Genomic DNA, 23,562 nt, shown 5'->3' on the forward strand with positions numbered 1-23,562 from the left:
GGACATCGTCGCAGGCCGGCGCTACTGTTCGGCCATGGCAGTGGACCAGGAACTGGTGGACGCGGCGATCGCGCTGGCGCGAAACCGCTTCGGCGGGACGCCGTGGTCCGGGGCGGCGGCGGTGCGCCTCGACGACGGCACGGTGCTCACCAGCACGGCGCCGGACTTCCCGAACCAGGCGGTCAGCCTGTGTCACGAAACCGGCGCTCTCTGCGAAGCCTTCAAACTGGGGCGGAGCGTCACGGGCTCGGTGTGCGTGACCGCCGCGGACGAAGATCGCGGCTACTGGGTCCTGGCGCCCTGCGGGGTCTGCCAGGAACGGCTCTTCGCGCACGGCCCGGACGTCGAGGTCGCCGTGCCCGAGCCCGCCGACCCACGCCGGTGGCGGGTCCTGCGGCTGCGGGACGTCCAGCCGCACTGGTTCGCGCGCGTCTTCCCCGACGACGTCTGGCCCTTCGAAGCCGCTGAGCAAGCCGGCGAACCCGGCTGAGATGGAACTGCGCACGCTGCGGTACTTCGTGGCCGTCGCCGAAGAACTCCACTTCGGCCGGGCCGCCGCGCGGCTGCACATGAGCCAGCCGCCGCTGAGCCGGGCGATCAAGCGGCTGGAGGCCGACGTCGGCGCCGTCCTGCTGGTGCGCTCCGCGGCCGGGGTCACGCTCACCCCGCCCGGCGCGGCGCTGCTCGACGAGGCGCGCGCCCTGCTCGACCAGGCCGACCGGGCGCGCGTGCGCGTGGCCGCCGCGGCCGGTGCCGCGACCATCACCGTCGGCCTGCTCGCCGACAGCGCCGACCCGGACGCGACGCGGCTGGCCGACGCCTACCGCAGGCAGCACCCGGGCGTCGAGGTCCGCGTCCGCGACACGGACCTGACCGATCCGACCTGCGGGCTGCGCGCCGGGCTGGTCGACGTCGCGCTGACCCGGGGGCCGTTCGACGAGACCGGCCTGACGGTGCACCGGCTGCGCGAAGACCCGGTGGGCGCGGTGCTGCGAACCGACGACCCGCTGGCCCGCCGCGACCACCTCGAGCTGGCCGACCTGGCCGGCCGGCAGTGGTTCCGGTTCCCGGACGGCACCGACCCGGTCTGGCAGTCGTACTGGCACGGCGGCGAGCCGCGCGAAGGGCCGGTGGTGCGCGCCGTCCAGGAGTGCCTGCAGGCGGTGCTCTGGAACGGGACCGTCGGGCTGATGCCGCTCGGCCACCGGCCGCCCGGCGACCTGACGGTGGTGCCGCTCACCGACCTGGCGCCGAACCCGGTGGTCGTCGCCTGGACGGACGCGACCCCGCTGGTCCGCTCGTTCGTGCGGCTCGCGACGGCCGCGTATCAGACGACCGGCGGCCGCCGGACGTCGTAGAGGTCCCAGTCCAGCTGCCAGAACGCGTCGATGCCGTGCTCGCGGATGTACTGCCGCTCGGTGTCGTGCACCGGGAAGCAGCCGGCGATGCTGATCGGCGCGCCCCCGATGTCGATCAGCGTGTACTGGTGCGCGTCGAGGCCGGCGGGCGCGGACACGGCGAAAGCGGTCATGGCGGACTCGGGCGCGATCGGCTCGCCGAAGTCGATGGTGTCGCCGTAGACGAACGGGCAGGTGCCCCGCAGCTGCTCGGCGAGGTAGCCGATGGCCAGTGCCCACACCGGGTCGTCCGACCGGACGCTGATCCACAGCTCCGGTTTCACGCCGTGCCATTCGTCGTGGTCGGCCAGCGAAAGGCCGTAGGTCACCCCGGTCAGGTATCTCGGCTCCGGTTCGTCGGCGTAGACGAACGCGATGACGTCGTCGAGCCCGTCGTGGGTCGACGCGATCGGCTGCAACCGGGGCTCGGTGCTCCCGGTCAGGGTGTCGAGATGGGCGACATACCGCTCGGCACGGCTCGGCATGGCGCGCAGCATACGACCGGCCGGTCGAGGGCGCGGGGCAATCCCGGTGGCCCGGGCGCGGCAAAGTCGGGCAGGGTGGGGGACATGCGAGTGCTCGTGATCGGAAGCGGAATCGGCGGCGCGGCAACGGCCTGGCACCTGGCGGGCCTGGGCGCGGAGGTGGTCGTGGCGGACGCGGCCCGGCCGGGGACGGCCACCGAAGCCGGCGCCGGGATCGTCAGCCCGTGGACGTCACGCTGGGAAGACGCGCTGTACCCGCTCGCGTCGGCCGCCGGCCGGTACTACCGCGAATTCACGGCGGAACTGGCGGATTCGTCGTTCGAGGTCGTCGGCGGGATGGTCGTCTCGGCCGACGAAGCCGAGCTGGCCGAGGCGCAGGAACGGCTGACCGCGCGGGCGGCGGACGCGCCCGAAATCGGGGAAATCCGGCGGCTCGACTCCGCCCAGGCCCGCGAACTGTTCCCGGCGCTGGCGCCCGGGCTGAGCGCGGTGCACCTGGCGGGCGCGGGCCGCGTCGACGGTCACCAGCTGCGCCGCGCCCTGCTGCTCGACGCCGAACGCCGGGGCGCGAAGTTCGTCGAAGGCGAGGTCGCGTTCCGCGCGGACGGCACGGTCGCGAGCCCCGAAGGACCGCTGGAAGCGGACAGCGTCGTGGTCGCGGCCGGCGCGTGGAGCCGGGAACTGCTGGCGCCACTGGGGATCGACCTGCCGGTGACGCCGCACCGCGGCCAGATCAGCCACTTCGACCTGCCGGGCACGGACACGTCGGCGTGGCCGGTGGTGCTGCCCCGCACGAGCCACTACCTGCTGGCGTTCGGCGGCGGCCGGGTGGTGGCGGGCGCGACGCGCGAGGCGGAGGCCGGGTTCGACTACCGCGTGACGGCGGCGGGCCAGCGCGAGGTGCTGGACAACGCGCTGACGGTGGCCCCGGGCCTGGCGGACGCGACGCTGGCGGAGACGCGGGTGGGCTTCCGCCCGGGCACGCCGGACGGCCTGCCGGTGCTGGGTTCGCTGCGGCCGGGCTTGGCGGTGTCGACGGGCTTCGGCGCGGGCGGGCTGACGAACGCGCCGTTCGCGGGGAAGCTCGTCGCGTCGATCGCGCTGGGGGAGGACCCGGGCTTCGACCTGACGCCGTTCGCGCCGGACCGCTTCTGAGCGGTGGGCGCGGGCTCATCAGCCCTCCGTGACCAGCTCCAGCGCGTGGTCGCCGGTGCGCTCCACCACCAGGCCGGCCTTCCGGATCACCTTCACCAGCTGGTCCACAGTGGACGGTTCGGCGCGCGTGACCACCAGTTCGCGCGCCAGCCGGCCCTTGTACGCCTTGTTGAAGTGGCTGACCGTCACGCGCTCGCCGCGGGCGTTCTCCGTCACCACGCGGACCGTCACCGCGTCCGGGCGCAGCTTCGCGAACGCCGAGTACGTGCCCGAGCGCAGGTCCACCACCAGGCCTTCCACCTGCTGCAACACCGGTTCGAGCACCGGCTTCCAGTGCCCGCGGACCGTCCCCAGCGACGGGAGCGAGTTCCCGCCGGAAAGCCGGTACGCGGGAATCGGGTCGGTCGCCGACACCACGCCGAACAGCGAAGACGTCACCGCCAGCCGCCGGTGCGCCTTTTCCAGGCCCGCCTTCGTGAGGCTCTTCACGTCGAGCGCGTCGTACAGCACACCGGTGTAGCGGCGCAGCGCCGGCATCGTCGGCGACGCGAACAGCTCCGCGTTGCGCGCCACCTCGCCGGACTGGCGCTCGGTGAGACCCAGGGCCGCGACGCTGCCGGGAACGTCCCCGGCCAGCTCGACCAGCGCGTCGAGCAGCTTCGCCCGGGCCGGGTTCAGCTCGGGGAATGACAGCGCGTCGAGGTCGAGCGGACCGCCGCGGCCGCCGTCGGCCTTGGTCTCGGAAGGAGGGAGGAGCACCAGCACGCACCGAGCGTACTGTGCCGGCTTTCGCCGAAACGGGGTGCGCGGACGCCGCCGTCCGGCCTAGCCTCCGGGCATGGACCTGACCTGGCGCCCGTTGACCCTGGACGACGTCCCCGCCCTCACCCGGCTGTACGCCGCGGCCGAGGAGATCGACCGGACAGGTGACCACTTCACGGACGAAGACCTCCGCGAGGAGCTCGAAGGCCCCAACATCGACCTGGCCCGTGCCACGATCGGCGCCTGGGCGGGCGGGACACTCGTCGCCTACGGCCTGATCCGCCGCCGCGACGCCGCGAACCCCGTCCACATGCTGCGCCTGCAGTCGGTCGTGCGCCCGGAGTACCGGGCCGCCGCCGTCGGCGCTCACCTGGCCGAGTGGTTTTCGCGGACGGGCCGCGAGGTCAACGAACGCACCTTCCCGGGCGCGCCGTTCGAACTGCACCACGGCCACCACCAGAACGAGCGCTGGATCGCCGGGGTCCTGGCCGGCGCCGGGTACCGGCACGCGCGGACGATGGTCAACATGCGCGTCGGCCTCGCCGACCTGCCGCCGCAGCCGCCGCTGCCGGACGGTCTCGTGGCGGTCCCGTTCGACTTCAAGTACGACCTCGCCGTGCTCGACGCCCGCAACGACACCTTCGCCGACCACTGGGGCAGCACGGTCTACGAGCCCGGCGCCTGGCGCCACCTGGTCACCGGCTCGAAGGACTTCCGCCCGGACCTGTCGTACCTGATCCTCGACGGCGACAAGGTCCTCGCGTTCGTGCTCAGCCACTTCTACGCGTCCGAAGCCGCGGTGACGGGCATCCGCGAGCACTACGCCAGCTGGGTGGGAACGCGAGCGGTGTTGCGCGGCCGCGGCGTCGCGTCGGGGTTGCTGGGGCACACGCTCACGGCGGCGAAAGCGGCGGGATTCGACCGGTCGGCGCTGAACGTCGACGTCGACAATGCGCACCGCGCCCTGGGTGTTTACGAGCGGTGCGGATATCGCGTCGACGACGAATGGCACGTGTACGTGCTGTCCTGAATTCGGGACGCCCCACCGCCGATCGGGGAATGGACGACGTTCGTACCATCGCCTTCATGAAGCCGACTTCCGCTTCCCCGGGTGCCAGGGCGCTCGCCGCGTCGATGCGTGAATTGCGGATGACGCGGGGCAAAGGACTGCGTGAGCTCGCCCGGCTGGTGCGGATTCTGCCGCAGTTGCTGTCGGCGTGGGAAAAGGGCCAACGCGTCCCCGGCCCCGAGGACATCGCCCGGCTGCTGGGCGCGCTCCAGGTCGACGACGCGACTTACGAGCGCATGATGCGCCTGGCCAGGCGCGCGAAGGACGACAACTGGCTGGATTCGAACCCGTCCGACCTGCCGCCCGCGCTGAGCGGCATCGTCGAGTACGAGCGCACCGCCACCCGCATCACGAACTGGTACCACGCGATCGTGCCGGGACTTCTGCAGACGGCTGACTACGCCCGCGCGATCTTGAGCAATTCGGAGATCGGCCTGGAACAGGCCGATGCGATGCTCATCGCGCGCATGAACCGGCAGCGTGTTCTCGCGAAGGCCGACCCGGTTCGCCTCACCGCGCTCATCGGCGAGGTCGCGATTCGCGAGGAGATCGGCAGCGCCGACATCATGTCGGACCAGATCGACCACCTGCTGGAAATGATGGCGCTGCCGAACGTTTCGCTGCGGATCGTGCCTGCCAACATCGGTTATCACCCCGGGCTGATCGGCTCGTTCATCCTGTACGAGTTCGCCGATCTGCCGCCGATCGTGCACTTGGAGAATTCGCACGCGACGGCGTTCCTGCACGAGTCCGATGTTGTCGGCAGCTACCGGAAACAGGCTAGGATTCTGGCGGGGACAGCACTGAGTGACGATGCCACCCGAGCCATGCTCCGGGAGGCCGCGCGATAGTTCGGGAGGCCATGGGATGAGCGGTTGGCGCAAGTCGAGCTACAGCGGCGGCCAATCGGACTGCGTCGAGGTGAAGCTCGATCGCTCCGTCGGCGTCCGGGACACGAAGGCCCGCGCGCAGGGACAACTGACCGTCACCCGGGCCGCGTGGGCCGCCGCCGTCAAACTTCTACGAGGTTGAGCAGCTCCTCGCCCCGCACGTACCTCCGCAGCTGCTCCGCCGCCAGCTTCTTGGCCCGCGGGTAGAACGACGCCGACCCGCCGGCGATGTGCGGGGTGATGACCACGCCCGGCACCGTCCACAGTGGATGATCCGACGGCAGCGGCTCGGGGTCCACGACGTCGAGGCCCGCGCGCAGGCGCCCGGTGCGCGTCTCGGCCAGGAGAGCGCCGGTGTCGATCGCCGTGCCGCGGCCGACGTTCACCACCAGGGCGTCGTCGGGGAGGGCGGCCAGGGCCTTCGCGTCGATCAGGCCGCGCGTCGCGGGGGTGTCCGGGAGGACCAGCACCACGATGTCGGCCTCGGGCAGCAGCCCCGGCAGCTCGTCGACGCCGTGGACCTCCTGATCCGGCCGCGCGCGGCTCGCCACCCGCGTCACCACCGCTTCCGCGGCGAGGAGCTGGCGCTCGATCGCCTGCCCGATCGAGCCGTAGCCGACCAGGAGCACGCGGCTGTCGGCGAGGGACCGCGTGTGCTCGCGAGCCCACTCGCCCCGCGCCTGCTGCGCGAACCACCGCGGCAGGTCGCGCTGCGCCGCGTGGATCAGCGCGAGCGCGTGCTCGGCGACGCTGAGGTCGTGCAGGCCCCGCCCGTTCGCCAGCCGCACCCCCGCCGGCAGCAGCGGCACCAGTGTCTCGACGCCGGCCGACAGCGACTGCACCACCCGCAGCGACGGCAGCTCCCCGATGAGCTTCGGCGGCTCCGGCCCGCGGTCGTAGGGCAGCACGTAGACCTCGACGTCGTCCAGCTCGGCAGGGGGAGGCTCGACGCCGTCGTAGTAGGCGGCCTCGACTCCCTCAGGCACGTCGATGTCGGTCCACGGCAGCAGTACGCGAGCGCTCATGCCGCCTTTTTACCCGCTGCCGCGCGTCGCTACCCGTTAGTGCTCACCTCCCGAGACGCAGAACTCGTTGCCCTCCGGATCGGTCAGCACGGTCCACGCCAACCCCGGTACGGAATGCTCGGCCACCTCCTTCGCGCCCAGCTCCACCAGCCGTTTCACCTCCGCCGCCCGATCGTCCCCGCCGAAGTCGACGTGGACTCTGTTCTTCCCCACCCGCGGCTCCGGCACCCGCTGCAGGCCCAGCGGCAGCCCGCCCTCCGGGGGTGCCAGCACCAGGAACTCGCCGCCGTAGTCCTGGGCCACTGTGGTGCCCAGCGCCGCCGTCCAGAACTTCGCCAGACCGCGCGGATCGGCGCAGTCGATCGTGATCATGCCCAGGTGGATCGCCATGTCCCCGAAGCTAGCGGCCACCACCGACAAAAACGGGCCGTCGAGTAACCCGTTGGAGTCACGGCCGGGGGAGTGACTACCCTGAGCGGGACTTTCACACCCGCCCGGAGCAGGGAGCCCCGCAGTGATCACCAGGACTTCGTCGTTGTTCCTTCGCACCTTGCGCGAGGATCCGGCGGACGCCGAGGTACCGAGCCACCGGCTCCTGGTACGCGCCGGCTACGTCCGCCGGGTCGCCCCGGGCGGGTACTCGTGGCTGCCGCTCGGCCTGCGCGTGCTGCGCCGCATCGAGGCCGTGGTGCGCGACGAGATGAACGCCATCGGAGCGCAGGAGATCCAGTTCCCCGCGCTGCTGCCGAAGGAGCCCTACGAGGCGACCGGCCGCTGGACCGAGTACGGCGACAGCCTCTTCCGCCTCAAGGACCGCAAGGGCGCCGACTACCTCCTCGGCCCGACGCACGAAGAGCTCTTCACGCTGACGGTCAAGGGCGAGTTCACCTCCTACCGCGACTACCCCGTCACGCTGTACCAGATCCAGACGAAGTACCGCGACGAAGCGCGTCCCCGCGCCGGCATCCTGCGCGGCCGCGAGTTCGTCATGAAGGACTCGTACTCGTTCGACCTCGACGACGAGGGCCTGGAGCGCTCCTACCAGGCCCACCGCGCCGCGTACACGAAGCTGTTCGACCGCCTCGGCCTCGAATACGTCGTGGTCAAGGCGACGTCGGGGGCCATGGGCGGCTCGGCGTCGGAGGAGTTCCTCGCGGTCGCCGAGACGGGCGAGGACACCTACGTGCGCAGCACGGAGTCGGGGTACGCGGCGAACGTCGAAGCCGTCGTGACGCCCGCGCCGGCCGCGCAGCCGATCGAGGGCCGGCCCGAGGCGCAGGTGCACCACACGCCGAACACGCCGACCATCGAGTCGCTGGTGAACTTCCTGAACAACGCGGACCTGGGCCGCACGTTCACCGCCGCGGACACGCTGAAGAACGTCATGCTCAAGGCGCGTCAGCCCGGTGCGAAGGAGTGGGAGCTGATCTGCGTCGCGCTCCCCGGTGACCGCGAAGTGGACATGAAGCGCCTCGAGGCGTCGCTCGAGCCCGCCGAGGTCGCGCTGCTCGACGAGGCCGACTTCGCCAAGAACCCGTTCCTGGTCAAGGGCTACATCGGCCCGAAGGCCCTGCAGGACAACGGCGTGCGCTACCTCGCCGACCCCCGGATCGTGCCCGGCACCGCCTGGGTCACCGGGGCCGACAAGGTCGACCACCACGTCGTCGACCTGCTGGCCGGCCGCGACTTCACCCCGGACGGCACCATCGAGGCCGCCGAGGTCCGCGAGGGCGACGCGTCGCCGGACGGCCACGGCACCCTGGTCGCCGCGCGCGGCATCGAGATCGGCCACATCTTCCAGCTCGGCCGCAAGTACGCGGACGCGTTCGAGCTCGACGCGCTCGGCCCCGACTCCAAGCCGATCCGGATCACGATGGGCTCCTACGGCGTCGGCGTCTCGCGGCTGGTCGGCGTGCTCGCCGAGCAGAACCACGACGACCTCGGCCTGATCTGGCCGCGCGAGGTGTCGCCGTTCGACGTGCACATCGTCATCGCGGGCAAGGACGACGCGGTGCGCGCCGGCGCCGAGAAGATCGCCGCCGAGCTGGACACGGCCGGTCTCGAGATCATCCTCGACGACCGCAAGGCGACCCCGGGCGTCAAGTTCGCCGACGCCGAGCTGGTCGGCGTGCCGACCATCCTGGTGGTCGGGCGCGGCCTGGCCAACGGCGTCGTCGAGGTCAAGGACCGGCGGACGGGCGAGCGCGAAGAGATCGCGGTCGACGCCGTCGTCGAGCACCTGGTCAAGCTCGTCCGGTCCTGATGGGCCGGTTCTCCCGGCGCTCGGACGACACGACGCCGGGGTACGAGGACAACGCGGCGCTCCGCGGGTTCGGCGGTTACGAACCCGCGGACGCGCCGGCGCCTGCGGGTTTGCCTTCGGTTGAACCGCCGAGGGCGCGGCCGAAGCGGATCCGCCCGGCGCCGAAGCCGCTGAAGTGGCGGCGGGCGCCGTGGCTGGGGCTCGTGCTCATCGCGCTGATCGCGGGTGTGCTCAACGCGCTGGGTGTCGGCAAGGCGCACCACACGTCGTCGATGCCGACGTCGCGCCCGCCGCGGGTGGAGACGCCGTCGCTGCGAACAGTGGTCCCCGCGGTGACGAGCGGCTGGCAGTCCGTCGCGGCGCGAGACGGCTCGTACGCGTATGACGTCCCGCCGGACTGGGAGCCCGCGCCGACCACGCAGCACGGCTGGGACGAGCCGGCGATCCGGCTGATCACGAGCGCGTTCCTGGGCCGGGACTTCTGCGGCCGGGACTCCCTCGGCGGCGCGGGCGTCACCACCGAGCCGCTCCCCGATCCCGAGGCAGCGGCGCGCAAGGCCGCGACAGACCTGGCGACCGGCGCGTACGGCGGGACGTCCCAGGTGGGCCCGGGCACGGACGCCCAGCTCACGAAGGCCGACGGCACCCGGAGCCCGGCCCGGATCGTGGTCGCCGAAGTGACCCCGGCGGCGACGGGCGAGTGCTCGGCGAAGCATGCTCTGGTTGCCGCGATGGCGTTCGGCAACGGGAGTGCGTCGGGCGTGGTGGTGGCCTACGCCGATGCCGACCGCTCCGGGCCGACGATCCGGGACGACCTGCTGGGGATCTTGAAGAGCTACCGGTTCGTGCCGGCGGCGGACCGGAGCACGACCACCCCGCCGCCGACCACCTACCGCTGACTCAGCGCTTGCGCGCCAGTTTCGCCAGTTCGCGAAGCCGCACATCCGGCAGGTAGGCCCGGCTCAGGGCCAGCCCGATCCGCGGCAGGTCCGCCTCATCCCGGTACGCCAGGTACAGCGGCACGCGGCGAGGCTGGAACTTCGCCTTGAACGCGTGCAGCGACCGGAAACCGTAGTACGGCTCCATGACCCGGCCCAGCGACTCCAAGGCCCGGTCCACCAGCGCCGCGGACTCGGAGTCGCTGCGGGCCAAGGGGGCGCCCGACAGCGAGACGAACCGCGCGCCCTCCTCGCGGAACTGGACGCACGCCGACGCGATCAGGAACTCCATCACCGGGCGGAAACCGTGCGGGCTGCGGCGCATGACGTCCAGCGTCCAGCCGCCGACCTTGCCCTCGCCCGTGTGGACCGGCAGCCACGACGTCACGCCGTGGACCGTGCCCTCCGCGTCGACCGCGAGGCCGACCCGCGTCGCCGGGTCCATCGCCTCGTCGAGGCCGCCGAGGGTGAAGCCCATCTCCGGCATGCCCTTGCCCGACATCCACTCCTCCGACAGCGCTCGGACCTGGGCGAGGATGGGCTCCGGCTGGTCGGCCAAGCGGACCAGCCGGAAGTCGATGTCCTGCTTGGCGGCCTTGTTCAGCGCCGACCGGACGTCCTGCCACGCCTTGCCCCGGAACTCCAGCTTCTCCAGGTCGAGCACGTTGTCCTCGGCGACCTGGACGTGCTGCCAGCCCTGCTCGCGGGTCGCCGCCACCGTCTCTTCCGTCGCCGAGAACACGCACGGCACCAGGCCGGAGTTCTCGCACATCGTGGTGAACTCGGTGACCGTGGCCGCCGCCGTGCCGTCCGGGGCGATCGGGTCGCCCAGCGCGACGGCGACGCCCGCGTGCTTGCGGTAGGCCAGGTAGGAACGGCCGTCCTCGCGGACGAAGTACGTGTTGCGCGGCCAGGTCGTCATCCACGACAGCGTGCTGCCGCCGTGGCGTCCGAGCAGCGTGCGGGCCAGCGACGCCCCGGGACCCTGAGCGTGGCGCCGCTGCCGTCGCCGCGAAGGGACGCGGAAGGCGTGCTGCGCGGCGATGAGGACGCCCAGCTCGACCGTCCACAAGAGATTGTCCACGAAGAACAGCGGCAGGCCCGTGGTGTCGTAGCCCGCGCCGAAGACGTCGGCCAGCCCGTAGACCGTGGCCGCGGCGAGCGCCTGCAGCGTCACGAAGGCCGACAGCGCGATCGCCCAGCGCCACGCGACCCGGCTGCCCTTGCGCAGCCCGTTGATCATCGGCACCGTGACCAGCACGAGGAACGCCAGTTCCGGCGCCGACAGCGAAACCTCTTCGGTGGAGCCGAACGGGCCTTCGCCGGGCACCAGGAGCATCACGATCTCGGCGATGGTGAGCAGCAGCAGGCCGGCGACGGTCAGCAGCCGCCACTCGCGCGGGTTCGGCCCCACCGAGGGCGCCCGCCGCGAGCCGACGAGCCGGTTGCCGAGCGGGATCGCCGCCAGCAGCGCGAAGAAGTGCACGAGGTCGGCCAACGTGCCGACGTAGATGATCGCGACCCCGGCGTACACGCAGAGCCCGGCCCGCAGCCGCAGCGCCCACGGCGGCCGCAGCGTCGCGCTGGCGACGGCGACCGCGGCGAGCGCGCCGCCGGAGAACCCGACGTCGAGGCTGCCCGCCATGCGCTCGGCCCACAACCAGCCGGAATTACCGCACAGCGCCAGGAACTGCGTCGCGACGAGCACCGAGACGAACTGGCCGCCGATGGTCACGGCCATCGCGCGCCGCGTCCCCAGCTGCCACTCGGCGAAGCCGGCGAAGAGCGCGAAGCTGCCGACCATCGGGAGGTAGTACCAGGGGACGACGGCGAAGAACGGCCCGGTGAGCATGGTCCACCACCGGCCTTCCTCCAGCGACGGCAGCCCGTAGGCGATGAACGGGTAGGCCGCGCGGTCTTCGGCGGCGTTCCAGAGCGCCCCCGACGCGACGGCCAGCACGAGCATCGCGAGCACCACACTGCTGGTGAACGGCAGGCGCTGCCTGAGCACCGCGATCGTGCCGCGGATGCGTCCCCCTCCGGCGGGCGCGGCCGCCGACGCTGCTTCAGTCATGCCCGGAAGTGTGGCGAACAGCCTCCCCGGCCACATCGGGCGAAGGAAGGAGATTGACCCCTAAGGGGTCGTCCCTTCGGATGAGGGTTGACACCCTCCCGAGGACGACGAAGCCGACTTTCAGCTGAACACGGCGGTTTTCACGGCGTCGGTGTCGGCCAGGTCCGGCAGCACGATGTGCGCGCCGGCCGCTCGCAGCTCGTCGGCACTGTAGAGCCCGGTCGCCACCGCGATCGCCAGCGCGCCGTGGGCCAGGGCGGCTTTGACGTCGTTCGGGGTGTCGCCGACGACGACCACCGCGCCGGCCTCGAACGGCGCGCCGTGCTTGGCCGCCGCCAGCGTCACCGCGTGCGGGACGAGGTCGGGGCGGTGCACCGAGAGCGTGCCGTAGCCGCCGATGTCGAGGTCGAGGTGCTCGTGCAGGCCGAACGCGGTGAGCTTGTGCCGCGAGATCTCCGGCAGGTTGCCGGTGACGAGCGTCTGGACGACGCCGTCGTCCTCGGCGAACGCGACCAGCGCTTCGGCCGCGCCCGGTAGCGCCCGGGCCTCCGCCGCGAAGCGGTGCGCGGCCCGTTCCGACTCCGCCACCAAGCCTTTGAACATCGCCTGGATCGTGTCCGGGGCGGCTTCGAAGCCGTTCGCGGTGAGCAGCTCGGTGGTGGTCGCCAGTTCGGTGCGGCCGCCGAACACCGGGTCGACGCGCAAGGTCGCGCCGGTCGCGGCCGTGAACGCGGCCGCGTACCAGGCCATGCCCAGCCCGGCGAAGTCCACGAGCGTGTGGTCGATGTCCCAGAGCAGCAGCCGCTTCTTCGTCACGAGACCGAGGCTACCGGCAGCACTATTCAACATGCGTTGACTTTTTCGGGACGCGGTCGTACCTTGACCATTAATTCAACGAGCGACGAATAAATGGAGGTTGTCATGACCGGTCCTGTCCGGCGCCCCGCCGGGGCGCTCGCCCTGGTCGCGGCCGTGGCCGGCGCGCTGGTGGCCGTGGTGCTCGGGTTCCTGACCTTCGGCGCGCAGGCCACGGCCGCGCCGGACGGCGTCCCGGTCGCGGTCGCCGCGCCGCCGGAGATCGCGCAGCGCATCGCCGCGCACGGTGGCGGTCAGCTCGACTGGACGATCGCGTCCCCGGCCGACGCGCGGAAGCTGCTGGAGGACAAGAAGGTCTACGGCGTGCTCGAGCTCGGGCCGGGACCGTCCGCGACCGTCGTGACGTCGGGGGCGGTCAACCCGTCGGGTACCCAGGTCGCGCAGCAGGCGCTGACCGGCGCGGCAGCGGTGCTGGGCGGCGCCCCGAAGCAGGAGGTGCTGCACCCGGTGAGCGTCGCCGGCCGGACCGCGCCGCTGGCCGCGTCCGCGCTGGCCTGGATCGGCGCGCTCGTCGCGGGCCTGGCGCTGATGCAGCTGGCCAAGCGCACCGGCCGCACGGTCGGCGCCGGCGCGCGGTTGCTGCAGGTCGTCGGCGCCGGAGTGCTCGTGACGGCGGCCGTGGCCGGGTTCTTCGCGCTGTGGGACGCCGCGCTGCCGCTGGACTTCGGCGTCCTGGGGTTCGTCTTCCTCGCCGCCACGGCGTTCGCCGCCCTGCAGGCGGGGCTGCTGCGCCTGCTCGGGCTGCGCGCGATGGCCGTCCTCGGCCCGCTCTACCTGGTCGCGCCCGCGGTCGCCGGGCAGGTGCCGGAGCTGCTGAACCCGGCCTACCGCACGCTGCTGTGGTCGTGGACGCCGTTCCGCTTCTCGACCGAAGGCCTGCGAAGCCTGCTTCAGGGCGTGCCGGGTGCGCCCGACGTCACGACCGGCGTCTGGGTGCTCGGCGCGCTCCTGGCCGCGGGCTTGCTGGTGGTGCTGTGGCCCGGCCGGTCAGCCCGCGAGGAAGCTGAACCGCACCTTGCGGACCGGGTTGTCGAGGTTGGTGTCCACTAGGCAGATCGACTGCCAGGTGCCCAGCGCGAGGACGCCGCCGAGCACCGGGATCGTCGCATACGGCGGCACCAGCGCCGGGAGCACGTGGTCACGGCCGTGGCCCGGGCTCCCGTGCCGGTGCCGCCAGCGGCCGTCGCGGGGGAGCAGCTCGTCGAGCGCGGTCAGCAGGTCCTCGTCGCTGCCGGCGCCGGTCTCGAGGACCGCCAGCCCGGCGGTGGCGTGCGGGACCCAGACGTGCAGCAACCCGTCGGTCGCGTCCGCGTCGCGCAGGAACGACTCGGCCTCGTGGGTGAGGTCGTGGACGACGGCTTCGGAACCGGTGCGGACCTCGATCTCGGTGGAGTACATGGGCCCCAGCCTAAGCCCACGCGCCAGGACCGCGCGCCTGTCTGCTCAGGAATCCAGGTAGCGCAACACCGCCAGCACCCGGCGATTGTCCCCTTCGGACGGTGGCAGGCCGAGCTTGCCGAAGATCGACGTCACGTACTTTTCGACCGATCCGGCCGAGAGGAACAGCTTCGCGGCGATCGCGGAGTTCGACCGGCCCTCCGCCATCAGGCCCAGGACTTCGCGCTCTCGCGGGGTGAGCCCGCTGAGTGCGTCGATCTGGCGCGTCGCCGAGAAGAGCTGGCTGACGACCTCGGGGTCGAGCACCGTTTCGCCGTCCGCGACCCGGCGGAGCGCGTCGAGGAAGTCGGACACCTCGGCGACGCGGTCCTTGAGCAGGTAGCCGACGCCGCCCGCGCGGTCGGCCAGCAGCTGGGCCGCGTACTTCGTCTCGACGTACTGGGAGAACAGCAGGATCGCCCGGCCCGGTGACTCGCGACGCAGCGAGATCGCCGCCCGCAGGCCCTCGTCGGTGTGCGTCGGCGGCATCCGGATGTCCACAATGGACACGTCGGGGGAGTTCTCCTCGACGGCGGTTCGCAGCGCGTCGGCGTCCTTCACCGCGGCGACGACCTCGTGGCCGCGGAAGGTCAGCAGCTCGACGAGACCCTGGCGCAGGATGGTCGAGTCCTCCGCGATGACGATCCGCATGCCGCGACCCTAGCGGGCTGTGTCATCCGGGGCTCCGCCCCGGGCCGGGGGCCTCGCCACCCGGACCCCCGGAAACCAGGGGGACCCGCGCGGTCACTTCGGTCGGACCGCCCACCGGGCTCGCGACGGTCAGCTCGCCGTCGACCGTCCGCAGCCGTTCGGCGACCCCGGCCAGCCCGCCGCCCGGGACGAGCCGGGCACCGCCCCGGCCGCGGTCGCGCACCCGCAGCCACAGGACGTCCCGTTCTTCGGTGACATCGACGTACGTCGTCGTCCCGCCGTGCTTCGCGGCGTTCGTGAGGAGCTCGGCGGCGCTGAAGTAGACGATCGTCTCCAGGGACGGCGGCGGGCGGCGCGGCAGGTCGACGGCGACCCGCGCGTCCATCCCGGACGTCGCGACGAGGGTGGCCAGCGCGACGTCGAGGCCCGCGTCGAGGGCGGCGGGGTGGATGCCGCGGGCGAGGTCGCGCAGCTCGGTCAGCGCCTGCTTCGCGTTGGTGTGGGCGGCGGTGACCAGCTGCTGGATCTGGGGGAGGTCGAGGCCTTCGAGCTCGTCCTTGGCCAGCCCGAGCTTCATGGCGAGCGCGACGAGCTGGGCCTGCGCGCCGTCGTGCAGGTCGCGTTCGATGCGCCGCAGCCGCAGCGCGGCGTCCTCGACCGCCGTCGCGCGGCTCGCCTCGAGGTCCCGGACGCGTTCGGAGAGCTCCCGCGTGCCGAGCAGGCCGACGACCAGCAGCCGGTCGAGCGCGACGAAGGCGTGCGTCACCCACGGGAGCGCCACGAGCACCAGCAGCCCCGACGCCGACCAGGCGAGCGCGCCGGCCCAGTTGCCGGCGTAGATGTCGAAGACGTCCAGGTGCCGTTCGCCCAGCGGAAACCAGAGGAACGCGAACGGGGTCGCGGCCAGGGCGTAGACCGTCGCGGTGGTCATCGTGAGCAGGGCGACGAAGGTCAGGGGGAGGCGCAGCAGCAGGTAGCCGCCGGTGCGCCAGCCGGCGGGATCGCCGACGCGGGCCCGGACCCAGGCCCACAGCCCGGGCTTGAGCTCGGGCCGGCGCGGAGCGGGCACGCTGACGCCGAGCAGTGTTTTGGCGAGGCCGCGGTGCAGGGCGCCGAGGCCGCGGGCGTAGGAGATGGCGCCCGCGAGGACGAGGAACCCGAAGAGGACGGGGGTCAGTGAGAGGCCCAGCACGAGCAGGAGGAGGAAGCTGAAGAGCGAGAAGAGGGTGAGCGGACCGGAGAGCCACAGCCAGGCGTATTCGGCCCAGAAGTCGCGCGCGGCCAGCGGCCCGAAGACGCGGCGCAGCGGGTGGGGGCGGGGGACTTCGAGGCTGGTCACGGCTTCAGTTTGGCCGGGGCGGGACGCGGTGCCCATCCGGTTTTCCCCCGAGCGTGGCCCGGGGAAAGCGCCCCAATGTGGCGTTGGGTGCGTGGGGTGCACCGAACGCCACATTGGGTGCGTGGGGCGCACCGAACGCCACATTGGGTGCGTGGGGCGCACCGAACGCCACATTGGGTGCGTGGGGCGCACCCAATGCCACATTGGGTGCGTGACCCGGCTTTCGCGTCGGCCCGCGGGGGCGCCCCCCGTCTTTCACGTTACCGGCCGGCACCGACAGTTCCGGTGCGGAAAGGGCGGTGGTGGCCCAGTTGTCCACACACCCCAGGTCCGTCGTACGCACGCAAGGTGGCCTTCGGTGCGTCACCCGCACCGAAGGCCACCTTGGGGCGCTGGGGCTCAAACGCTGTCCGGGTCGTCCTCCCGGGCCTTCTGCGCGGCTTCGCGCATCTCGATCACGTCCGTCAGCCAGTCGCCCGTCTCGCGGGCGATGTCGCGGATCGCGCCCGTGATGATCGAGGCGATGTTGCCGACGTGTGTCGCGGCCGATTCGGTGATCACCTGCAGGGTGTCCTTCTCGCGTTCGAACTGGCCCACCATGTCACCCTCACGCTGCTCGGAGCTGCCGGTCGGGTTCCACGGTAACCGGCGACGGCGAAGTGCGCGGGAGAGCCAGCTTCACGATCTTCTTCGCCACCGACCAGAGCTGCCGGTGCAGCGGGCCGGTGTGGTACGGCAGCCCGTACTTCTCGCAGATCGCGCGCACCTCGCCGGCGATCTCCGGGTAGCGGCGCGCCGGGATGTCCGGGAACAGGTGGTGCTCGATCTGGTGCGACAGGTTGCCGCTCATGATGTGGAACAGCGGGCTGCCGGAGATGTTCGCCGAACCGAGGATCTGGCGCAGGTACCACTGGCCGCGCGACTCCGTGGCCGTCTCGTCCTCGGTGAAGCTCTCGACGTCGGCCGGGAAGTGGCCGCAGAAGATGATCGCGAACGCCCACAGGTTGCGGGTCAGGTTCGCGGTCGCGTTGCCGAGGAACGTCAGCGGCGCCAGCGGGCCGGTCAGCAGCGGGAACAGGACGTAGTCCTTGCCGACCTGCCGTCCCGCCTTCCGGATGATCTTCCGGAGCACCGGCACGTTCTCGGCCCAGGTGCGCTCGCCCTTCACGACCTTCTCGACCTCGAGGTCGTGCAGCATCACACCCCACTGGAAGAACAGCGCCAGCAGCGTCGCGTACACCGGGTTGCCCAGGTAGTACGGGTGCCACTTCTGGGCGTCGTCCATCCGCAGGATGCCGTAGCCGATGTCGCGGTCCTTGTCGAGGATGTTCGTGTACGTGTGGTGGATGTAGTTGTGCGAGTGCCGCCAGTTCTCGGCCGGCGCCACGGTGTCCCACTCGAACCGCTGCGAGCTCAGCGCCGGGTCGCGCGTCCAGTCGTACTGGCCGTGCATGACGTTGTGGCCGATCTCCATGTTGTCGAGGATCTTGGCCACCGACAGCGCGCCGACGCCGGCGAGCCACGCGGGCGGGAAGAACCCGGCGAACAGCAGCGCCCGCCCGGCGACCTCCAGGCCGCGCTGCGTCTTGATGATGGTGTGGATGTAGTCGACGTCTTCCTGGCCCAGGCTGTCGACGGTCCGCTGCCGCAGCGCGTCGAGCTCGCGGCCGAACTCTTCGACCTGTTCCGGGGTCAGGCGGTCCTGCAGACCGGTCATGGCAGTCTCCCTACGCGTCGATCTCGACGTCCCCGACCGGGACGGAGATGCAGAGCTGGATTTCTTCGTCTTCTTCGCCGGAGACCTCGCCCGTCTTGGCGTTGCGGACGCGGCCGGCGGTCTTGAGCTGGGTGCAGGAGAAGCAGATGCCCATCCGGCAGCCGTGCTCCGGGGACAGGCCCGCTTCTTCGGCCTGCTCCAGCAACGGCTTCCCCGAGTTGGCGCACTCCCGCCCGCTGCGCTTGAACCGGACCTGGCCTTCGGCGTTCGCCGTGTCGAAGGTCAGCGCCGGCGGCGTGAACTCTTCGGTGTGCACGCGTTCACCCAAATGCTCGCGCACGGCGTCCATCAGCGGCTTCGGGCCGCAGACGAACGCCTCCGCCTCGCGGTGCCACGGCGCGACGCGCTCGAGGTGCTCCGGCGAGAAGAACCCGCGCAGATCCCCGCCCTGGGTGTGGGTGTAGGCGTGCACGACCTTCAGCCCGGGGTGCCGGGCGGCGAGCTCGGCCAGCTCGGTGCGGTAGAGCGCGTCGGCGGGACCGTTCGAGTAGTGCAGGAACACGATCTCGCCGGTGTGACCTTCGTCGACGAGTGTCCGGGCCATCGCGAGCACCGGCGTGACCCCGCTGCCGCCGCTGATCAGCAGCACGCGCTCCGGCCGGGTGGCCGGCAGCGTGAACGTGCCGTCCGGAGTGGACAGACCGACCACCGAGCCGGCGCCGAGCGCGCGGTTGAGGTGCCCGGAGACCAGGCCCTGCTCCTTGACCGTGAACTCCAGTTCGCCGCCGTACTGCGAACCGCACGGCGAATAGCAGCGCGTACGGCGGACGCCGTCGATCTCCACCTGCAGGCGGACGTACTGCCCGGCGGTGAAGCCGGGCCACGCGCGGCTGGGCTTGACGGTGAGGGTGACGCTGTCCGGCGTCTGCTTGCGCACCGCCGTGACCAGGCCGCGGATCTCGCGGCGCACCAGCATCGGGTCGACGAGCTCCAGGTAGCGGTCCATCCCGTGCGGCGTCAGCAGAGCTTCGGCCAGCGAAGCGAGGCTGCGCACCCGCCGGGGGATGAGCGCCGTCATCGGGCCTCCTCGGTTACAGTGAACGACTGTACACTGAACAGTGCACTGCAGAAGTGGAGCACCTGTCAACGCGGAAGGCGGAGGATGTGACGTGAGCAACGCGGTGGACATCCGTACGCTGGAGCCCGTGTCGGAAGAGCCGGTAAGCCGTCAGGAGCGGAAACAGCGCACGCGCCAGGCGCTGCTGGACACCGCCCTGGACCTGCTGGCCGACCGTCCGTTCGCGACGCTCTCCCTGCGCGAGGTCGCGAAGGGCGCCGGGCTGGTGCCGACGGCGTTCTACCGGCACTTCGCTTCGATGGAGGAACTCGGTGTCGCGCTCGTCGAAGAAGCGACGCGCACGCTGCGCGGGATGATGCGGTCGGCGCGCACCGATCCCGACACCTACCAGGGGATGATCAGCGCCTCGGTGGCCACGGTCCACCAATTCGTCCGGGCGAACGAGGACCATTTCCGGTTCCTGACGCGCGAGCGCTACGGCGGCGGCCCGCTCGCCCGCGCGATCGCCGTCGAACTGCGGATGTTCTCCGGCGACCTCGCGATCGACCTCGCCCGGTTCGCCCCGCTGCGCGCGTGGAGCACCGAAGACCTGCACATGCTGGCCGACTTGATCGTTTCCGTGATGATCACGACGACGGTCGAGCTGCTGGAAGCCAAGCCCGGTGAAGACGCGAAAATCACCGGAACGGCGGAAAAACGGCTTCGCTTGATCCTGCTCGGCATCCCGCGGTGGAAAACGAGCTGAACGTTTCTCGCGCGACCTTCGTATCTTCTGGCACAACCCCGGGACTTGCGACCCACGTCACTGGGGACTGTCGGTCCGGCGTGGTACAACCCTCGGATCGTGCCTCGCCGATGAGGAGGTCGTGTGGCCGACAGCGAACAGCATCAGCAGCTCACCGTGGGTGTGGTGACCGAGTCACGCCCCGGGGAGCGCCGGGTGGCCATGGTGCCCAAACTGGTCGGGAGGCTCGCGCAACGAGGGTTGCGGGTCCTGGTCGAACCGGGTGCCGGGTCCCGCGCGCACCTGAGTGACGACGCGTACACCCAGGCGGGCGCCGAGCTCGGCGACGCGTGGGGCGCGGACATCGTCGTGAAGGTCAACCCGCCCGCGCCGGAAGAGGTCGCGAAGCTGGCCCGGGGCACCGTCCTCGTCGGCTTCCTCGATCCGCGCGGCAACCCGGAGGGGCTCGCGAAGCTCGAAGAAGCGGGCCTGCGGGCGTTCGCGATGGAGGCCGTCCCGCGGATCTCCCGGGCGCAGGCGATGGACGCGCTGTCGTCGCAGGCCAGCATCGGCGGCTACCGCGCGGTGCTGCTCGCGGCGCAGAAGCTGCCCCGCTTCTTCCCGATGCTCACCACCGCGGCCGGCACCGTGCCGCCGGCGAAGGTGCTGGTGCTCGGCGCCGGCGTCGCCGGGCTGCAGGCACTGGCCACGGCGAAGCGGCTCGGCGCGCAGACCACCGGCTACGACGTCCGGCCCGAGGTCGGCGAGCAGGTCAAGTCGCTCGGCGCGCAGTTCCTGGACCTCGGCATCGAGGCGGTCGGCGAAGGCGGGTACGCCCGCGAGCTGACGCCGGAGGAGCGCGAGGAGCAGCAGCGGCGGCTCACCGAGGCCATCACGAAGTTCGACGTCGTGATCACCACGGCGCTGGTGCCGGGCCGCAAGGCGCCGACGCTGGTCACCGCGGACGCCGTCAAGGGCATGCCGGCCGGTTCGGTCGTCGTCGACCTCGCCGGCGAGACCGGCGGCAACTGCGAGCTGACCAAGCCGGGCGAGGACGTCGTGGAGCACGACGTCACCATCTCCTCCCCGCTGAACCTGCCCGCCGAAATGCCTTCGCACGCCAGCGAGCTGTACGCGCGCAACGTCACCGAGCTGCTCGAGCTGCTCGTGACGAAGGAAGGCGCGCTGGAGCTGAACTTCGAAGACGAAATCGTCGCCGGGGCCTGCGTGGCCGGGCGCGAAGGGAGTACTTCGTGAGCCCATTGGTGCAGAACCTGGCGGTGCTGGTGCTCGCCGGGTTCGTCGGCTTCGCCGTCATCTCGAAGGTGCCCAACACGCTGCACACGCCGCTGATGTCCGGTACCAACGCCATCCACGGCATCGTGCTGCTGGGCGGCCTGGTCGTGCTCGGCCTCGGCGTCGACGGCGTGTTCAACAAGATTCTTCTCGTGATCGCGATCGCCTTCGGCACGATCAACGTCGTCGGCGGCTTCCTGGTCACCGACCGGATGCTGTCGATGTTCAAGGGCAAGAAGCCCGCTCCCGCCGATGAGGAGGAGCAGAAGTGACCGACTTCGTCGCGATCCTCTACATCATCGCGTTCGCCCTCTTCATCTACGGCCTGATGGGCCTGACCGGCCCGCGCACCGCGGTCCGCGGCAACTGGATCGCCGCGGCCGGCATGGGCATCGCGGTGATCGCGACCCTGCTCACCCCGGGCATGGGCAACTGGCTGCTGATCGTCCTCGGCGTCGCGATCGGCGCGGTGGTCGGCGTGCCGTCCGCGCGCAAGGTCAAGATGACCGCGATGCCGCAGATGGTGGCGTTGTTCAACGGCGTCGGCGGCGGCGCGGTCGCGCTCATCGCGTGGGTCGAGTTCAACTCCACCGACGGCTACGCGCACGAACCCGCCTACATCGCCATCGCGTCGCTGTTCGCCGCGATCATCGGGTCGATCTCCTTCTGGGGCTCGAACGTCGCGTTCGGCAAGCTCCAGGAACTGATCAGCGGCCGCCCGATCACGATGGGCAAGCTGCAGCAGCCGGTCAACGCGCTGCTCCTGCTGATCGCGCTCGCGTGCGCGGTGGTCATCGTCGCCGGCGGCGACTCCTGGCTGCTGATCGTCGGGCTGCTCGTGGCGGCCGGCATCCTCGGCCTCACCGTGGTGCTGCCGATCGGCGGCGCGGACATGCCGGTGGTGATCTCGCTGCTCAACGCGTTCACCGGGCTCTCGGCCGCGGCGATGGGCCTGGCGCTGGACAACACGGCGCTGATCGTGGCCGGCATGATCGTCGGCGCGTCCGGCTCCATCCTGACCAACCTGATGGCCAAGGCGATGAACCGGTCCATCCCGGCGATCGTCGCGGGCGGCTTCGGCGGCGGGCCGGCGGTCGCGGCCGGCAGCGGGACGAAGGAAGCCCGCCCGGTGCGTTCGACGAGCGCGGCCGACACCGCGATCCAGATGGCGTACGCGAGCAAGGTCGTCGTGGTGCCCGGGTACGGCATGGCCGTGGCGCAGGCGCAGCACACCGTCCGCGAGATGGCGAAGCTGCTCGAGAAGAAGGGCATCACGGTCGCCTACGCGATCCACCCGGTGGCCGGCCGGATGCCCGGGCACATGAACGTGCTGCTCGCGGAGGCCGACGTGCCGTACGAGCAGCTCAAGGAGATGGACGAGATCAACTCCGAGTTCGCCCAGACCGACGTCGCGCTGGTGATCGGCGCGAACGACGTCACGAACCCGGCCGCGCAGACCGACCCGAGCTCGCCGATCTACGGGATGCCGATCCTCAAGGTCAACGAAAGCCGCTCCGTGATCGTCTTGAAACGCGGGATGGCCTCCGGCTTCGCCGGGATCGACAACGACCTGTTCTACGATCCGAAGACCAGCATGCTCTTCGGGGACGCCAAGTCGTCGGTGGGCGAGATCGTGGAGGAACTCAAAGCGCTATGACGACCGGGTCGGACGTCCGTGCCGCGTTCACGGATCCGGCCGAGAACCTGGCGTTCGACGAAGCGCTCCTCCGGGTCGCGCCCGGGTCACCGGTGCTGTGGCTCTGGCGCAACCCGGTGTGCGTCGTGGTGGGGCGTGGCCAGCGGATCGCCCGCGAGGTGCGGGTCGAGGAGTGCGAGCGCGACGGCGTCCCGGTGCTGCGGCGGGCCAGCGGCGGCGGCACCGTGTTCCACGACCCTGGCAACCTGAACGTGACGCTGGTCCTGCCCGGCCCCACCGACCGGCCCCTGGAGACGCTCGGCAAGGTGATGAGCGCCGCCGTCGACCAGCTCGGGCTGGTCCCGCGGATCGGCGACCGCGGCCTGTTCGTCGAAGACGCGAAGCTCTGCGGGTTCGCCGTGTTCCGCACCAAGGGCGGGCTGCTGGCCCACTCGACACTACTGGTCGAGACGTCGGCCGCGCTGGTCGGCCGTTACCTGACCAGCGCGCCGGCGGACCCGCGTCCGCTCGACTCCCACCGCAGCCCGGTGGCGTCGCTGGCCGAGCACGGGCTGCGTCCCGGGTTCCCCTCGGTCGAGGCGGCGGTGCGGGCGGCGGCGTCGCAGATCCTCGGGACGCTGGTGCCGCGCCCGCCGTCCGCGGCCGAGCTGACGCGGCAGCGGGCGCTGCTGCGCACGCGGTACCGCTACCCGTCCTGGCACGCGGACGGCTCGCAGCGCGCGGCCTGAA

26 protein-coding genes are annotated in these 23,562 nt (G+C 71.5%); 14 read left to right on the forward strand and 12 right to left on the reverse strand.

Features of this window, described 5'->3' with window-relative positions; genetic code table 11:
* The first annotated feature begins 34 nt into the window (after nt 1-34).
* Both ACZ4TR_RS39890 and ACZ4TR_RS39895 read left to right on the forward strand, forming a co-directional pair.
* Nucleotides 35-490 carry a cytidine deaminase gene (locus tag ACZ4TR_RS39890; RefSeq protein WP_465293340.1) on the forward strand — a complete coding sequence of 152 codons (456 nt, stop codon included), beginning with the start codon at nt 35-37 and terminating at the stop codon, nt 488-490.
* 1 nt (nt 491) lies between these two features.
* A complete protein-coding gene (locus tag ACZ4TR_RS39895; protein WP_465293341.1) occupies nt 492-1,358 on the forward strand; it encodes a LysR family transcriptional regulator in 867 nt (288 codons plus the stop codon).
* Here the strand turns inward: ACZ4TR_RS39895 and ACZ4TR_RS39900 are convergent.
* Entirely contained in the window at nt 1,328-1,882 is a 555-nt protein-coding gene (locus ACZ4TR_RS39900; protein ID WP_364519782.1) for a suppressor of fused domain protein, read from the reverse strand. The two genes, ACZ4TR_RS39895 and ACZ4TR_RS39900, sit on opposite strands and share 31 nt — an antisense overlap.
* Nucleotides 1,883-1,966: 84 nt before the next feature.
* Between ACZ4TR_RS39900 and ACZ4TR_RS39905 the strand changes: the two genes are divergently transcribed.
* Nucleotides 1,967-3,037 carry an NAD(P)/FAD-dependent oxidoreductase gene (locus tag ACZ4TR_RS39905; RefSeq protein ID WP_465293342.1) on the forward strand — a complete coding sequence of 357 codons (1,071 nt, stop codon included), beginning with the start codon at nt 1,967-1,969 and terminating at the stop codon, nt 3,035-3,037.
* Between the two features lie 18 nt (nt 3,038-3,055).
* On the opposite strand, the gene yaaA is transcribed toward ACZ4TR_RS39905, so the two are convergent.
* Entirely contained in the window at nt 3,056-3,802 is a 747-nt protein-coding gene (gene yaaA, locus ACZ4TR_RS39910) for a peroxide stress protein YaaA (protein WP_465293343.1), read from the reverse strand.
* Nucleotides 3,803-3,875: 73 nt separating this feature from the next.
* Here yaaA and ACZ4TR_RS39915 point away from each other — a divergent pair, with 73 nt between their 5' ends.
* The 3 genes from ACZ4TR_RS39915 to ACZ4TR_RS39925 are packed head-to-tail and all read left to right on the forward strand — an operon-like array spanning nt 3,876 to nt 5,900.
* Nucleotides 3,876-4,829 carry a GNAT family N-acetyltransferase gene (locus ACZ4TR_RS39915; protein WP_465293344.1) on the forward strand — a complete coding sequence of 318 codons (954 nt, stop codon included), beginning with the start codon at nt 3,876-3,878 and terminating at the stop codon, nt 4,827-4,829.
* 56 nt (nt 4,830-4,885) lie between these two features.
* On the forward strand, nt 4,886-5,719 hold the full coding sequence (locus ACZ4TR_RS39920) for a helix-turn-helix domain-containing protein (protein ID WP_465293345.1): 834 nt from the start codon (nt 4,886-4,888) through the stop codon (nt 5,717-5,719).
* Between the two features lie 16 nt (nt 5,720-5,735).
* On the forward strand, nt 5,736-5,900 hold the full coding sequence (locus tag ACZ4TR_RS39925) for a DUF397 domain-containing protein (protein ID WP_465293346.1): 165 nt from the start codon (nt 5,736-5,738) through the stop codon (nt 5,898-5,900).
* Here ACZ4TR_RS39925 and ACZ4TR_RS39930 read toward each other — a convergent pair.
* Together ACZ4TR_RS39930 and ACZ4TR_RS39935 are read right to left on the reverse strand one after the other, a co-directional pair.
* A complete protein-coding gene (locus ACZ4TR_RS39930) occupies nt 5,881-6,783 on the reverse strand; it encodes a 2-hydroxyacid dehydrogenase (RefSeq protein WP_465293347.1) in 903 nt (300 codons plus the stop codon). The genes ACZ4TR_RS39925 and ACZ4TR_RS39930 overlap by 20 nt on opposite strands.
* 36 nt (nt 6,784-6,819) lie before the next feature.
* The gene (locus ACZ4TR_RS39935) at nt 6,820-7,173 is read right to left on the reverse strand and encodes a VOC family protein (protein ID WP_465293348.1); all 354 of its coding nucleotides are present in this window, start codon (nt 7,171-7,173) and stop codon (nt 6,820-6,822) included.
* A 124-nt stretch (nt 7,174-7,297) separates the two neighbouring features.
* On the opposite strand from ACZ4TR_RS39935, the gene ACZ4TR_RS39940 reads away from it, so the two are divergent.
* Nucleotides 7,298-9,046: a proline--tRNA ligase gene (locus tag ACZ4TR_RS39940; RefSeq protein WP_465293349.1), complete on the forward strand. Its 1,749-nt coding sequence runs from the start codon at nt 7,298-7,300 to the stop codon at nt 9,044-9,046.
* Nucleotides 9,046-9,945, forward strand: coding sequence for a DUF8017 domain-containing protein (locus ACZ4TR_RS39945; RefSeq protein ID WP_465293350.1), 900 nt, complete (start codon nt 9,046-9,048; stop codon nt 9,943-9,945). The genes ACZ4TR_RS39940 and ACZ4TR_RS39945 overlap by 1 nt, the downstream gene beginning before the upstream one ends.
* A 1-nt stretch (nt 9,946) precedes the next feature.
* On the opposite strand, the gene ACZ4TR_RS39950 is transcribed toward ACZ4TR_RS39945, so the two are convergent.
* Together ACZ4TR_RS39950 and ACZ4TR_RS39955 are read right to left on the reverse strand one after the other, a co-directional pair.
* Entirely contained in the window at nt 9,947-12,058 is a 2,112-nt protein-coding gene (locus ACZ4TR_RS39950; protein ID WP_465293351.1) for a bifunctional lysylphosphatidylglycerol flippase/synthetase MprF, read from the reverse strand.
* Nucleotides 12,059-12,178: 120 nt separating this feature from the next.
* Complete coding sequence (locus ACZ4TR_RS39955) at nt 12,179-12,874, reverse strand: HAD family hydrolase (protein ID WP_465293352.1); 696 nt, start codon at nt 12,872-12,874, stop codon at nt 12,179-12,181.
* Nucleotides 12,875-12,979: 105 nt separating this feature from the next.
* Between ACZ4TR_RS39955 and ACZ4TR_RS39960 the strand changes: the two genes are divergently transcribed.
* Nucleotides 12,980-13,984, forward strand: a complete 1,005-nt coding sequence (locus tag ACZ4TR_RS39960; protein ID WP_465293353.1) for a YhgE/Pip domain-containing protein — start codon at nt 12,980-12,982, stop codon at nt 13,982-13,984.
* Here ACZ4TR_RS39960 and ACZ4TR_RS39965 read toward each other — a convergent pair.
* From ACZ4TR_RS39965 to ACZ4TR_RS39990, 6 genes are all read right to left on the reverse strand, one after another.
* A complete protein-coding gene (locus ACZ4TR_RS39965; RefSeq protein WP_364519812.1) occupies nt 13,922-14,332 on the reverse strand; it encodes a secondary thiamine-phosphate synthase enzyme YjbQ in 411 nt (136 codons plus the stop codon). The genes ACZ4TR_RS39960 and ACZ4TR_RS39965 overlap by 63 nt on opposite strands.
* 45 nt (nt 14,333-14,377) lie before the next feature.
* Nucleotides 14,378-15,022: a response regulator transcription factor gene (locus tag ACZ4TR_RS39970; protein WP_364519814.1), complete on the reverse strand. Its 645-nt coding sequence runs from the start codon at nt 15,020-15,022 to the stop codon at nt 14,378-14,380.
* A gap of 22 nt (nt 15,023-15,044) precedes the next feature.
* Nucleotides 15,045-16,397: a sensor histidine kinase gene (locus tag ACZ4TR_RS39975; RefSeq protein WP_465293354.1), complete on the reverse strand. Its 1,353-nt coding sequence runs from the start codon at nt 16,395-16,397 to the stop codon at nt 15,045-15,047.
* Nucleotides 16,398-16,760: 363 nt separating this feature from the next.
* Entirely contained in the window at nt 16,761-16,961 is a 201-nt protein-coding gene (locus ACZ4TR_RS39980; RefSeq protein ID WP_465293355.1) for a hypothetical protein, read from the reverse strand.
* Between the two features lie 7 nt (nt 16,962-16,968).
* Nucleotides 16,969-18,078: a fatty acid desaturase family protein gene (locus tag ACZ4TR_RS39985; protein WP_465293356.1), complete on the reverse strand. Its 1,110-nt coding sequence runs from the start codon at nt 18,076-18,078 to the stop codon at nt 16,969-16,971.
* 10 nt (nt 18,079-18,088) lie between these two features.
* Nucleotides 18,089-19,156 (reverse strand): ferredoxin reductase, encoded by a 1,068-nt coding sequence (locus tag ACZ4TR_RS39990; RefSeq protein WP_465293357.1) that lies wholly within the window; start codon nt 19,154-19,156, stop codon nt 18,089-18,091.
* Between the two features lie 91 nt (nt 19,157-19,247).
* Between ACZ4TR_RS39990 and ACZ4TR_RS39995 the strand changes: the two genes are divergently transcribed.
* The 5 genes from ACZ4TR_RS39995 (at nt 19,248) to ACZ4TR_RS40015 (ending at nt 23,561) form a co-directional block, all read left to right on the forward strand.
* Nucleotides 19,248-19,901 (forward strand): TetR family transcriptional regulator, encoded by a 654-nt coding sequence (locus ACZ4TR_RS39995; RefSeq protein ID WP_465293358.1) that lies wholly within the window; start codon nt 19,248-19,250, stop codon nt 19,899-19,901.
* 123 nt (nt 19,902-20,024) lie between these two features.
* Nucleotides 20,025-21,137, forward strand: a complete 1,113-nt coding sequence (locus ACZ4TR_RS40000) for a Re/Si-specific NAD(P)(+) transhydrogenase subunit alpha (RefSeq protein ID WP_465293359.1) — start codon at nt 20,025-20,027, stop codon at nt 21,135-21,137.
* Between the two features lie 5 nt (nt 21,138-21,142).
* Nucleotides 21,143-21,448, forward strand: a complete 306-nt coding sequence (locus ACZ4TR_RS40005) for an NAD(P) transhydrogenase subunit alpha part 2 (RefSeq protein WP_364527747.1) — start codon at nt 21,143-21,145, stop codon at nt 21,446-21,448.
* Nucleotides 21,445-22,833, forward strand: coding sequence for an NAD(P)(+) transhydrogenase (Re/Si-specific) subunit beta (locus ACZ4TR_RS40010; protein WP_465293360.1), 1,389 nt, complete (start codon nt 21,445-21,447; stop codon nt 22,831-22,833). The genes ACZ4TR_RS40005 and ACZ4TR_RS40010 overlap by 4 nt, the downstream gene beginning before the upstream one ends.
* A complete protein-coding gene (locus ACZ4TR_RS40015; RefSeq protein WP_465293361.1) occupies nt 22,830-23,561 on the forward strand; it encodes a lipoate--protein ligase family protein in 732 nt (243 codons plus the stop codon). Before ACZ4TR_RS40010 ends, ACZ4TR_RS40015 begins: the two co-directional genes overlap by 4 nt.
* Nucleotide 23,562 lies beyond the last annotated feature (1 nt).

Source organism: Amycolatopsis sp. NPDC028719 (genome assembly GCF_055565395.1).